The sequence below is a fragment of the Lacihabitans sp. CCS-44 genome (assembly GCF_024343735.1).
GTDB lineage: Bacteria > Bacteroidota > Bacteroidia > Cytophagales > Spirosomataceae > Leadbetterella.
Window position 1 is genome coordinate 347,351 of record NZ_RJUE01000061.1, and the last position, 13,387, is coordinate 360,737.

General features: G+C 36.7%; 9 protein-coding genes. 1 reads left to right on the forward strand and 8 read right to left on the reverse strand.

Annotated features, from left to right (window positions below; all coding sequences use genetic code 11):
- Positions 1 to 4 precede the first annotated feature (4 nt).
- From EGI26_RS17895 to EGI26_RS17920, 6 genes are all read right to left on the reverse strand, one after another.
- A complete protein-coding gene (locus tag EGI26_RS17895) occupies positions 5 to 556 on the reverse strand; it encodes a WcaF family extracellular polysaccharide biosynthesis acetyltransferase (protein ID WP_255080437.1) in 552 nt (183 codons plus the stop codon).
- Positions 553 to 1,806, reverse strand: a complete 1,254-nt coding sequence (locus EGI26_RS17900; RefSeq protein ID WP_255080438.1) for a prephenate dehydrogenase — start codon at positions 1,804 to 1,806, stop codon at positions 553 to 555. Before EGI26_RS17900 ends, EGI26_RS17895 begins: the two co-directional genes overlap by 4 nt.
- A 100-nt stretch (positions 1,807 to 1,906) precedes the next feature.
- Positions 1,907 to 3,205 (reverse strand): amidohydrolase family protein, encoded by a 1,299-nt coding sequence (locus EGI26_RS17905; RefSeq protein WP_255080439.1) that lies wholly within the window; start codon positions 3,203 to 3,205, stop codon positions 1,907 to 1,909.
- A gap of 2 nt (positions 3,206 to 3,207) precedes the next feature.
- Positions 3,208 to 6,252: an amidohydrolase family protein gene (locus EGI26_RS17910; RefSeq protein ID WP_255080440.1), complete on the reverse strand. Its 3,045-nt coding sequence runs from the start codon at positions 6,250 to 6,252 to the stop codon at positions 3,208 to 3,210.
- Between the two features lie 219 nt (positions 6,253 to 6,471).
- Positions 6,472 to 8,460 (reverse strand): plastocyanin/azurin family copper-binding protein, encoded by a 1,989-nt coding sequence (locus tag EGI26_RS17915; RefSeq protein WP_255080441.1) that lies wholly within the window; start codon positions 8,458 to 8,460, stop codon positions 6,472 to 6,474.
- 3 nt (positions 8,461 to 8,463) lie between these two features.
- Positions 8,464 to 10,146, reverse strand: a complete 1,683-nt coding sequence (locus EGI26_RS17920; RefSeq protein WP_255080442.1) for a hypothetical protein — start codon at positions 10,144 to 10,146, stop codon at positions 8,464 to 8,466.
- Positions 10,147 to 10,259: 113 nt separating this feature from the next.
- Between EGI26_RS17920 and EGI26_RS17925 the strand changes: the two genes are divergently transcribed.
- The gene (locus tag EGI26_RS17925) at positions 10,260 to 11,159 is read left to right on the forward strand and encodes a sugar phosphate nucleotidyltransferase (RefSeq protein ID WP_255080443.1); all 900 of its coding nucleotides are present in this window, start codon (positions 10,260 to 10,262) and stop codon (positions 11,157 to 11,159) included.
- A gap of 7 nt (positions 11,160 to 11,166) precedes the next feature.
- Here EGI26_RS17925 and EGI26_RS17930 read toward each other — a convergent pair whose 3' ends face one another.
- Positions 11,167 to 12,180 (reverse strand): Gfo/Idh/MocA family oxidoreductase, encoded by a 1,014-nt coding sequence (locus EGI26_RS17930; RefSeq protein WP_255080444.1) that lies wholly within the window; start codon positions 12,178 to 12,180, stop codon positions 11,167 to 11,169.
- A gap of 4 nt (positions 12,181 to 12,184) precedes the next feature.
- The gene (locus tag EGI26_RS17935) at positions 12,185 to 13,387 is read right to left on the reverse strand and encodes an acyl-CoA dehydrogenase family protein (RefSeq protein WP_255080445.1); all 1,203 of its coding nucleotides are present in this window, start codon (positions 13,385 to 13,387) and stop codon (positions 12,185 to 12,187) included.

A 13,387-nucleotide genomic window follows, 5' to 3' on the forward strand; every position in this document is an offset into this window, starting at 1 on the left:
AAGATTAGTCTAAAATTTTACGCTCTCTAACAAAAATCGCAGGATTTCCATGGAAAACTGAGTAAGCGGATAAGTTTTTGGTAGCAACCGATCCCACTGTCAAAACAGCATGATTTTCCAATGTTACTCCAGGACAAACCACCGTCTTTGCTCCCACCCATGCACCTTTTTCAATAGTGATTTTTCCTGGTTTCAGGTCGAAAGTTTGTTTTGAATAATCATGGTTTCCTGTGAGCAATAATGCTCCTTGAGAAATACATACATTTTCACAAATCACAACATCGACAAAATTATCAATCCAAACATTTTCACCAATCCAAACATTGTCTTTAATTGTCAAGAACCATGGATATTTAATGTTTACGCTTGGTTTAATTGTAACATTATGACCGATATTGGCTCCAAAAAGTCTCAAAATTAGAATTTTAATTTTTAATGGAAATGGTAATGTGCTGTTGATAAATATGTTACTAATAACATGCCAAAAAAATCTTTTGAGAAAACTTCCTGGTTTGTACCAAGAATTATCAAATTTGCTTAAGTCAACTTCCTTCATTTATTTATTCTTGAAATTAGTTCGTTGCTTTTTCTTCTTCCCTCTTCCAATCTGGGTGCTAAAAACTTCTTGGTGGCATCAAAATGTTGTTCATAAGCCTTTTTGTCACCTAATTCAAGGATGTTTGTCCATTCATGAACTGCCGTGTGAAAAGCCAAATCATCGATTATGTTGGTCTTATCTTTTAAAGCAGTTTCAATGGTTTCTTCTAACAAATCATCATTCAAAAATAAATACTCGGCCAATCCCACTCTTAACTTAAACGGTGGTGTCTGGCACACAAGGTTCTTGTAAGGATTTATACCTAATTCGGCCCAGGTGCAAACCATGCTTAATAAACTTAAATGAGAATTTGCTTTGTGATTTTCGCCAGGATTGAGGGTATATTCCTGCATAATTTCGTCATTAAGCATCATCTTGGAATCATGCAGCCCAAAAACAGTTTCCTTGGCTTTCAATATTTTATTTCTAAATTTTTGTTTGTTTTCGGATATCATCATACCGAAAAGCTCATTTTCAGTAGTCGCAAACTTTCTCACATCTTTAATGGCATAAGGATTGTGAAATGCTAAACCCGAATAAACATGTGATTTGTATGAAAAGATTCTCAAAGTGAGCAGAATCTTCATATTGTCGATACCGTTAATAGTATTTTTATCTTCCCAAGGAAAAGATTTTCTGTGCATAAATGCTGTACCTATGCTCTCAAATCCAACATGCGTAATAACTTGAATATCAGCCATCATTTTGTCATGGGCATGAAAGTCATCTAGAACTTCGACTTTTGCTCCTGTTTGAGAAAAGAGTTCTTGTGATAACGCAAACGCTTCATTTGAGGCTCTGTGCTGAAAAATGGCAATTGTCTGTCCTTTGGGATTGATGGCTGGCCCAAACAATGCATGAGAGCCCACAATTTGCGTATCTTTTGGTAAATATTTTTCAAAAGCGGCAATTTCAGGAGCTTTTACGGAGGTTTGACCTGTTACTATTGCACCGTATTTTGTGGATGGACCAGCAAATTTTACTACCTCTGCAATGTTTTCTGCCTCTACACAATACATAATAAAATCACAGATTCTAGAAACCGAAACTGCGTCGTGAAGAACTTTTATATTGGTATCAGAAAGTTCTTTTACCAAGTCGTCATATTTATTGGGTAGGTCACAGCCGTATACTTCCATGGAAAGGGAATCCCAAGTTTTGGCAAAAAGCTTGCCCATATCACCCAAACCAATAATCCCGATTTTCATTAAAACAGCGAATTTTTACAAATTTAGGATAAAAGTACGGTTATAAAAAAGGGTTTGGCGTAAAACACCAAACCCTCAACATGAAAGAGAAACTTAATTATTACTTTATTCCATACTTCGAATTATACTTTTCCGCCAATCTTTTTTGCTTATCGTCAAGCGAAACTTCAGCCCCTCTTATAAATGCCTGGGTCACTTTGGCAGTTCTCATGTCCAAAATATCACCTTCAGAAATAATAAAAGTAGCATGTTTACCAATTTCAAGTGTTCCTACTTCTTTGTCAATTCCGAGTATTTTGGCATTGTTTAAAGTGATCATAGACAAGGCTTGAGCTTTGGTTAGGCCATGACCTACTGCATTTCCCGCAACAAAAGGCAAATTCCTTGTTCTCCAATAAGAATCATTGTAATGCATACCAACTAATATGCCTTTGCTGAACAATTTGAAAGGAAGTTTATATGCTTCCCATACGTCAGCATCAGTTTTGGCGGGTAATCTATGGGTACTAGGAATGATGATTGGTACATTGTTTTCCTTCAGAGCATTTATGGCTGTTTCAGAATAAACTGCACCTACTATTACTGGTAACTTTATTTGATTTGCTAAACAAAACGAGATGGCATCAAGTGCCTCTTTGTCATTTCCGATTTGAATGTATAACCTATCGTTTCCTTTCAATACGCCATTCATTGCTGAAAGTTTCAGATTGTCATATAAATTATTTTCTGAGGCCATTAACTTGGCTTGAGCAAAAAACTTATTCAGTTCGTCAATGGTTGTTTGATAATTTTCATTTTTCTTGGACTCTCTTGTGCCAGTAGCAAAATCAAACGAATTGGTCATTTTCGACGGCCAATTTAACCAAACGCCATCATCTGCTTTCAAAAGAGCGTCTTCCCAGTTCCATCCATCTAGATACATTACAGAGGATCTACCTGAAATCAAGCCACCTTCAGGTGTTGCTTGTGTGATTAAAACACCGTTACTTCTTACTGTTGGAATTACCTCAGAATCCGTATTGTAAGCTATCAAAGCTCTCACATTAGAGTTTAACTGCCCCACTTCCTGAAAATCAGAAGTGGTTCTTACGGCTTCTATTTCGGTTAAACCAAGAGAATTCACCGGAGAGATGATGCCAGGATAAATGTGTTTCCCTCCAACATTCACTTTCTTGGCAGACGCATAACTTGCTGAAAGGTCTCCCTCAGCCACTGCCGTTATCTTACCATTTTCGATAACCAACGAACCGTTGTTTATTTCTTTGCCATTTCCAACATAGATTTTGGCATTACTAAAAACTGTAACGCCCGCCACAGATTTGCCAGCGGCTGGGTTTTGAGCCATTACGCACTGACTAATCAAAATGAAATGTATTGCTATGATTATTTTTTTCATCATTCTTAGTTTTGATTGTTCATTTTTTCTAAATATTCATCCAAATTTTCAACCGATACTCCATCATATTCTAAAATGGCATCGCAATGTATGTCTGATGGTCTTGTTCTGGTTGTAGGTCTAACTGTTGGAGTTCCTTTGCTCTTCTCGAGTAAAAGTTTCTGAATAATTCTGTTTTTCTCAGTTTCTACACTTTTGAATTTAGACGATTCATTTTCAAGATCGAAATAGATAGTACCGTCGATAATGGTCTTCTCTGGCTTGGCATATACCGAAAGTGGGTTGTCAGTCCAGAGAACCAAATCCGCATCTTTACCTTTTTTGATCGAACCAAGTCTGTCGTCTAAGTGAAGCATTTTGGCTGGATTGAGTGTAACTGTTTTCCAAGCTTGTTCTTCTGTTAAACCACCATACAAGATGGTTTTAGCAGCTTCTTGGTTCAGTCTTCTTGCCATTTCAGCATCATCAGAGTTTATGGCCGTGTTTACACCAACCTTTGTCATAATGGCAGCATTGTAAGGAATTGCTTCTTTCACTTCCATTTTATATGCCCACCAGTCTGAGAAAGTCGAGGCATTGATATTTCTTGCCTTCATTTTGTCGGCAACTTTGTATCCTTCCAAAATGTGTGTCAAAGTATTCACTTTAAAACCTAAAGAGTCAGCCAATTTCATTAACATGTTGATTTCTGACTGTACATAAGAGTGACAAGTGATGTTTCTTTTGCCATCGAGGATTTCAACCAAAGCATCTAATTCTAGGTCTCTTCTTGGTGCAATAAGACCAGTTTTTACCTTCTGATTGTTATAGTTTGTCCATTCTTTCTTGTAGGCAATGGCTCGTGTAAATGCGTCATTAAAAACTTGTTCCACACCCATTCTTGTACTAGGGTAGCGATTGGGAGCCTGAGGAGCATTTCCTCTTTTAACGTTTTCTCCCAAAGCAAACTTGATGAATTTAGGAGAGTTCGGAATAATTAGATTTTCAGCCGTTTCACCCCATTTAAGTTTAATGATGGCTGATTGTCCACCAATACAGTCAGCAGAACCATGCAAAAGTTGAGATGTCGTAACACCTCCAGCTAACTGTCGGTAAATATTTATATCCTCAGAGTTAACTACGTCTTCTTGTCTTACTTCTGATGAAACCGTTTCTACTTCGTTGATTGAGAATAGAGCTATATGACTGTGTTCATCGATAATTCCGTTAGTAAGGTGCTTTCCTGTTCCATCTACCACTTTGGCTCCTGGTGCAGATAGGTTTTTACCAACAGTTTCTATTTTACCATTTTTTACCAAAACATCACCTGTGATGTTTCCGTCGCTTTCGTTGGTCCAGATAGTTGCATTTTTAATCAATAAATCTTGCTTTGCAGGAATTGAAGGATTACCGAATGCTACAAAAGGATAAACCAAGTCTCCTACTTTAGGCAATTCCGCTTTTTTTGTAGTATCCGTTTTAGCTTTTTCAGCGGTTGCTTCCTCTAACGTTGCTGACCATATAAAAGTTTGTCCATTAGGATCTTTACCTTCTCCGGATATCTTTTTATCAGCTATAAAGCCAGAAAGTCTGTAAGAACCAGCTTCTTTTTTCTTGTAACTTATGGTTAGGAAATTTCTATCTCTTACTGTGGTAGCTTTAATTTTGGTAGTATCATTTTCGAAAAACTCAAGTGCTGGTTTATCGTTTTCACCGGTTATTTCCAATTTGGTAAAACCTGGAATGTTGACTTTGTATTTGCCATTTATTGCCGAAAGGCTTAAATCTGTGATAACAAACTTTTGACCTTGTACCCAGTTTTCTAATAATTTGGCTTTTGCATCAAAAATATCCTCGTTAGAAATCAAGAAATTGGCAATAAGACCAGTTTTTATCGATCCAACTAAGTTATCAATTTTGAAGGCTTTAGCAGGTTGATTGGTGAGTGCATCTAATGCAGCACCTTTGTCTAAACCATGTGCAACAGCCTTTTGCAAATTTCCAAAAAAATGTGATTTGTCTACAAGATCAGAGGATGTAATAGAGAAGCTGATTTGATTCGAAGCCAATTTCCCTAAATTGGTAGGTGCCAATTCCCAATGCTTAAGATCAGTTAATGAAACAGATTCAGCATCAAGAGGATCTTCAACATCCAAAGCTTTAGGGAAATTAATAGGTGCAATGATATGCGTATTGAGTTTTTTAATTTCATCAATTCTTTGATAATCGTCTCCACCAGATTTTAGAATATATTTCTGACCGAACTCTTTACCAATTTTATCGGCTCTAAGGGCGTCCAGAATGCTTTTTCCATGAAAAACAGCTGGTAAAGTCATGCTGCCTGACAAAGCTTCTAAAGATAGGTTTCTTTCCGAACTACTTCCGCCGTTTTTAAGCCAAGTGGCATCGTAATATGCCTGACGTAGTAAAGCAACAGAACCCATAAGTGAAACGGGGTAGGTCTGTGTGCTCGAACCTTTTTCAAAAGAAAAATGGGCTGAAACGTCAGATTTTAGCAATACTTCGTTTTCTTTTCCATTGGCCAATGAAACCAAAGCAGAGTTTCCACGAGCTATGCCGTCTTTTGAATGAGAAACAACAGCTCCAAAACCAATTTTTCTTAAATCTTCTGCTCCTTTTGGATTTGCTTTGAAAATTTCGGCTGCCTTTGTTTCTGGTTTAATCGCCTGATTCCAGTAGTAAGCACCATCTTTTTGTGAATTGAATTGCGTTTCATAGAAATTTCCACCTCTAGTTCTTTTGATTTCGGGCATTCCGTAGTCTGAATAAACGTCTACGAAGCCAGGATAAATGTGTTTTCCAGCTAAATCATAAACCTGAGCGGATTTTGGAAATTCGAAATCTTTACCAACTTTCTCTATCCTATCACCTTTGATAAGTAGCCAACCGTTAGAAATGGTGGTTTTGCCGTCAACATGTATAGTGGCATTTTTAAACAAACTGTATTCTGGGCGTTTGTCTCTCACCCCGTTTTCATGGAAAGTTGGCTGTGCATATGCTGCCAATCCCAGACCAAATAGATTTAATAAAAAGAGAAATAGTCTTTTCATAAAGATTAGTTTAAATGATGATTAATAATTGTTAAAGATAATATAATCGCAGTTTTGTTTTTTGAAATTGGTGTTTTTTTGCTGGTTTTATAGACTAAAGTGTGAATTTTGTTGATTTAGTGGAAATAGTTTTTTTCGTTGAAAATTGAATAAAATATAAATGTCCCATTGGAAGATTCCAATGAGACATTTATTCTTAAGTATAAGTATTAGCTTAAATTACTTCACTCTCAAAGTGCCTTGCATAAGTGTATAATGACCTGGGAAAGTACAAACAAAAGTATAATTTCCAGCTTTAGATGGTGCCACAAAATAGATTGTTTCCGACGATTCTGGTTCTAATATACCTGTATGGTAAATCACCTCTTCCAAATTCGGGATATAGTTTTGTTGTGCTCCTTCTAAGCCAAGTTCTAGTGCGGCTTTTCCAACTTTATCTACTGTATTTGGCTTTACAATCAATAAGTTATGGAGCATATCGTCGTTGTTTTCAAAGACCAATTTGATTTTTGAACCTGCTTTTACTCGAACATTACTGATGTCGAACTTTAACCCGGGTTTCGTGCCAATGGTGATGGTTTGGTCAACAGTGTTGTTCCAACTTTCAGGCATTTTGCTTATTCTTTTGGCTGATACAGGCAAAGAGGCCACTTTCATATCCTCCATGTTGTGATTTTCATGGGTCATAGCTTTTTCTTTTACTCCAAAAAACGACAAATCAATCTTGACATCGGCCGAATTTATCTGATTCAAAGTGTAATAGCCTACATTGTGCAACAAGGGTTTATTTTGACTATTCAATATGCCTTCCATTTTCACTTCATGTATGTAGCCAAGGCGTAAAGTGTCCAATACAATTCTTACACTCATGTTGTCATCCGCTAATTTGATACCTTTGATTTTGAGTTTTAAATTATTGATAACAGGACTACCATAGAAATGATGATATTTATAATTGAAACTGCTAAAGCTATAATTATCAGCATCAAGTGCAGTCTTTTTGTCAACTTCTTGGGTAAATTCTATCTTGAAACCATCTGGCATTGATTTGATAGTTTTCATTTCGAAAGGCATATTCCCTGTCCAAACCATGCGTTGTAAACCAAACTTTTCTTTACCTGTTGAGGCCCAACCTCGGCTGGTCATACCTACAAACATAGACCCATCAAGGCCCCATTTCATTCGTAAAATACCCGAGCTAAAGCCTTCTCTAAATGGAAAACAAGCTCCTTGATAAACACCATTCACTTTTTCGAGGTACATTCTCATAATTTTGCTATGGCCTTGATCACCTACAAACATTTGACCTTCAAAAGGCCCAAAGTTTTTCGGAGAGTCCAATTCTAGAATATCAGAAGTAGAAATACCCATTAAAGTATGCGGAAACCAAACAGCAGGTGGTTTTATACCCGGTACCCTTTTGGCCACATCGTACAAAGGCTCTCCAGTATCAGGTATATCTTTAAATGTCAGCTTTACAGGAGAATCTTTCTCCCCTGACCAAATTAAGCCAGCCGCATTTCCTGCAAAATCTCCTTTTTCTAAGTGCGTTACCCTTCCTGAACCCACCCAGTCTCCTTGGTTTTCGGTGTAAAAAATATCTCCGGCCTTATTGATATTAAAACCTGATGGTGAACGAAGTCCCGTAGCCCAAGGTGTCATTTTACCATCTGGGCTGATTTTTAACATCCAACCACGCCATTTTGAAAGACTCGCTCCTCTTCCAATCCAATCCAGATTAAGTGTGAAAAGCATGTCTTTATTGGGTAGCAATATCGGACCGTATGAATATTGGTGATAATTGCCCGAAAGTGGCCATTTGTAGAAAGTCTTATAAGAATCTATTATTTCATCCCCATTTTTGTCTTCCAAAGTGGTAACTTCTCCCCTTTGTGTAGCGAAAAACTTATTATCGATAAAATTTAGACCCAAAACTTCATGCATTCCTTCAGCTATTTTTTTATAAATAGGTGGAGTGTTATCAATCATGTACGGGTTTTTGATTAGAAAAATCTCACCTCTTCTTGTTGAAGTTGCAATATTTCCGTCATTCAGTATTGTGAGCCCTCCTACTTCCATTTCAACGCCTTCTGGAGTTGGCAGGGTAATAATTTTATAGAAATCGTCTTCCGTTTGTGGTTTCTGTTGTGCCTCAATATTTTGGCACAAAAACAAAAATGAAATACCTGTTAATATTATATGTTTCATGATTTACCAAGTTAAAGTATAAGCAATTTTTCCTGTCAAATTAGTCCTCAAATAGTATTTTCCACTATTTTCTTTGATATAAAACTTCGCTTTTTCGTTAATTTCAACATAAAAGTTGTCAACTTTGTACAGTTGGTCGCTAAGCTTAGTTATTTCGTTGCCAATGGCCAATGTATATCCAAATTTGGCCGTTTCGCTGCTCGTTACCTCGCATAGGAGTCCATCATTGCTAGGCGAAAACTTTTGTGTGAAGCTAGCGTTTTTCCAATTGTAAGTATAAGTTGGAACACCGTTTTCATCCAAATCATAACCTACATTCACGAATTCTGTGTAAATATCTGGCTTGGTTTGAGCTTCGTTGTTGAGTTCAAAAAATGGAATTTCATCGTTTAGAACCGTAATCAATCCAGACGGATAAAATAATTGGGGTTCACCTCTTTCATGCCACATTTGCGTAACATCGGCAAATTTTCCTTTCCATACTTGTAACAAAGAGCCATTGTCTAGATCAAACGAGTAATGTATTTTTTCTGGCGTACCCACTGAAATCACTTTTGTGAGTTTAGTTTCTTTGAAATTTAGAAATGACCTGATGGTTTTTGCCTTATTTTCTACATTCTCAATAAATATTCCTCCATCCAATTGGCGTGTAGGTAGCATTTTTGGGTCGTTTAAGCCATAAGGTCTAAAATCGGCCCCAGAAACTTCAACACCGAAAACGGGTCTCCAATAAATAGGATGGTAAATATATTCAAAACTGTGTTTCCCAGCCTTTATTTCTTTTAAACCCGAGATAGGGTTTCTGTACAAATATTCGCCTGAACCTACTACTTGTTCACCATCTATCAAAAGTTTAGCAGTTCCTTGATGTTCGAGGGTAAATCCGTATAAAGCATCTTTTTCTACATTCATATCTCCCTTATAATGAAGGATATATTTATTGAAATTATTCGGAATGTCAGAAGTCAAAGAAGAACTTTTGCCACTTACTTTTTCTTGTTTTTTTGATTCAAAAGAGCGGTCAGAGTTGTAGGTTTCTTCTAACGTATAAGATAAGTTACTGATTGAAATAGGTTGCTTTTTCTCAAATCCTATGTATTCAAAATCTTTGAAAGCCAATAGACCAGTCTGATTAGTGAATGATAGACTTCCATTTGTACTTTTTAGATTGGGCAAAAGTACATTTGAATGAATTAGCAAATCGTTCAAAATTACCTTTTCAATCACTGGAATGCTGTTCAATCCAGTTAGAGACAGCACCAATTCCACTTTCTGCCACAGACCTTCCTTTCTTTTAGCTTCTGCCAAAGGTTTAATGATTGTTTCGTTGTTTTTTAAAATGGCTCCAAATGTGGCATTTGAATTCATATCAAAAATTAAACTCAAATTATCGCCAAGATTCAGTTTTGCATTGCCTGATTTTGACTGCAGAATGTAAAATTTCAGTTTTAAATCCTGTAAGTTTATCCCCGAGGCAATACTGCTGTTTGGAGTTTTGGAGTATATAATCGACTTTCCATCAATTATTTGGGTTTTCTTTTCATTGATTGGATTCAATGTAATCTTACTTGCACTTTGCCAAGGACTAGAAATACTCCAAGTGGCCGTATTGAGCGGGAAATCTTTCTGTGCAAACACCAAAAATGTTTGCAACAATAAGAGTTTTAGAAATACTATTTTCTTCATTTAAAGTTAATTATTTAGAATTAACCACAAATTTATTAATAAATGTTAATATTACACTTAAAGAATTTCTTTAGAAATATTTAAATATAACTATTTTTGCAAAAAAAAGATAAATGAAACCTACACTATTGATTTTAGCGGCTGGAATGGGAAGCCGTTACGGAGGCATAAAGCAGATTGACCCTTTTGGCCCAAACGGAGAAACTATAATTGATTATTCACTTTATGATGCTATACGTTCAGGATTTGGCAAAGTCGTATTTATTATTCGTGAAGAGCTTAAGGAAGATTTTATCAGGCTTTTTGGCCCGAAACTAGAGGGTAAAATAGAATACGACTTTGCGATTCAGGGTTTTCAAAGTTATGTGCCGGCTGATTTGTCAGGTGTAAAACGTGAAAAGCCTTGGGGAACTGGGCATGCGGTTTTGTGTGCTTGGGATCAAACAGAAACACCTTTTGCTGTAATAAATGCAGATGATTTCTATGGCTTTGAAGCTTTCAAGACTATGGCAGATTTTTTAAGTAGCAATACTGACGATGCTATGCATGCCATGATTGGCTATCAGATAAAAAATACACTCTCTGAAAATGGTACGGTTTCAAGAGGAGTTTGCGTGACTACACCAGAAGGTCTTTTGATAAATGTGACCGAAAGGACTAAAATAATTAAGCAAGAAAATGGTGAAATTGCATTTCTTGACGAGGGAGATCCAGTAGTTTTGGGAGAAAATACACCAGTTTCTATGAATTTCTGGGGTTTTATGCCGAGTGTTTTTCCTGAAATAAAAGATTTGTTTGAGACTTATGCAAGAGAAAATTTTGATGCTCCAAAGGCAGAATTTTATATTCCCAAAGTGATGAGTTATTTGATTGACTCTAAAAAAGGCAATTGCAAAGTATTTGAAAGTGCTTCTGATTGGTTTGGAGTAACTTATCCAGAAGATAAAGAAATGGTTATCAGTCAATTGGGCAGACTAATTGGCGAAGGAAAATATCCCAACAAATTGTGGTAAGCCGAGATTAATTCTCGGCTTTTTTTATCTTTTCGATTATATTTATTTGTTCTAATATCTGCTCTGGCTTTATAATGGGTTCAGCATTTTTTGTAATTACTGCGGCCAAATTATCAAACAAAAGTCCCCAATTTCCTCCTTTGGTTTCCACTTTTCCTGTTATTTCTACGCCATTGATGTTGGTTTTGATAGAACCATCCATGTTTTTTTGTTCAAATCCAAATCCTAGTTGATTGGGCCAAAGGCCAGCTACCAGGTGATCTTCTTGAATATCCAAACCATACTTTGTGTAAGTACCCAATGTACCGTTTACAACATATTTAGGGCCTTGATCTTTAACCATTAGACTCGATTTCAACGTTACCCTGAGCTTTCCATAATCCAAAATTATGTCAAAGGCGTCGTCAATTTCAGAGCCTGCTCTTTGGGTAAACACTTCGCCAAAAACTTTTTTTGGTTTGCCAAAAAGGTAAATAGATTGGTCAATTAAATGAGAGCCCAAATCATAAAGTATTCCGTTTGCAGGAGCTACAACCTCCTTCCATTTTTTTGCATTCAAAATAGGCTTATATCTGTCAAAATGAGCCTCATACGAAATTATTTCACCCAACACTCCTGATTCTATAACGCTTTTAACGGTCATAAAATCAGAATCAAATCTTCGGTTTTGGAATACACAAATTTTTAGTTTTAAGACCTCGGCTAATCTAAAAAGTTCTTCAGCCTCATGAAGATGAGCGGTAATGGGTTTCTCTATCAGAATATTTTTACCTGCTTCCAAACATTTTTTGGCGTATTCAAAGTGCGTATTGCTCGGCGAACAAATTGAAATTAACTGAATAGTTTCGTCTTCTAACAAAGTTTCATAAGAGTCCGCTCTTTGTGTCTCAGGAAATAAGTGTTTCGGTATTTCTTGAGAAGTTACAATACTTTTTAGGTTGAAATTTGGATTGGTTTGGAAAAAAGGAGCTTGCAGGTATTTACCAGAAAGTCCGAAACCAATGAGGCCTACATTTATCATATTTTTATTTAAAAGATTGAATACCAGTTATTTCGTTGCCTAAAATCAAGAGGTGAATGTCATGCGTACCTTCATAAGTAACTACAGACTCCAAGTTCATCATGTGTCGCATCACGGAGAATTCTCCAGTAATACCGTTTCCACCCAATATTTGCCTTGCTTCTCTGCCTATTTCTAAGGCCATTTGCACATTATTTCGTTTAGCCAATGAGATTTGAGCGGTCGTTGCCTTTCCCTGCGTTTTGTTTTGACCCAGTTTCCAAACCAACAATTGTGCTTTGGTAATTTCAGTCAACATTTCAGCCAATTTCTTTTGAATCAACTGAAATGATGCTATCGGTTTTCCAAATTGAATTCTTTCTGCCGCATATTTTCTCGCAGTTTCATAGCAGTCCATGGCAGCACCTAATGCCCCCCATGCAATGCCAAATCTTGCGTTATCCAAACAAGCCAAAGGAGCTTTTAATCCATCTGCTTCAGGCAAAATATTCGATTTGGGAACTCTTACATCGTTAAAAACCAATTCGCCAGTCGCACTCGCTCTCAAAGACCACTTATTATGGATTTCAGGTGCTGAAAAACCCGGCATACCTTTTTCTACAATCAAACCTTTAATTCTGCCCGCTTCATTTTTTGCCCAAACTACGGCAATATCGGCAAAAGGAGCATTTGAAATCCACATTTTGGAGCCATTCAAAATGACATCTTCGCCATCTTCTTTAAAATTGGTCACCATTCCACTCGGATTTGAACCATGGTCGGGTTCAGTCAGCCCAAAGCAACCCAAAAACTCTCCTGAAGCGAGTTTTGGTAAGAATTTCATTTTTTGTTCCTCAGAGCCAAATTTGAAAATTGGAAACATGACCAAAGAACCTTGTACTGATGCAGTCGATCGAATTCCCGAATCACAACGTTCCAATTCCTGCATCATGAGTCCATATGAAGTATAATCTGTTCCCATACCACCATATTTCTCGGGAATAGTTGGGCCAAAAACACCCATTTCGCCCATTTTTTTTACCAAATAATAAGGAAACTTAGCACTTTGGGCGGCATCCTCAATTATGGGCGAAATATCTTTTTTTACAAAATCTCGGACAGATGAGCGGATCATTTTTTGTTCATCTGTCAACAAATCATCTACACCATAAAAATCAGGCGACTCGAATTCGTCTTTTTTATGAGAAATTTTAAAATTGTAATCCAT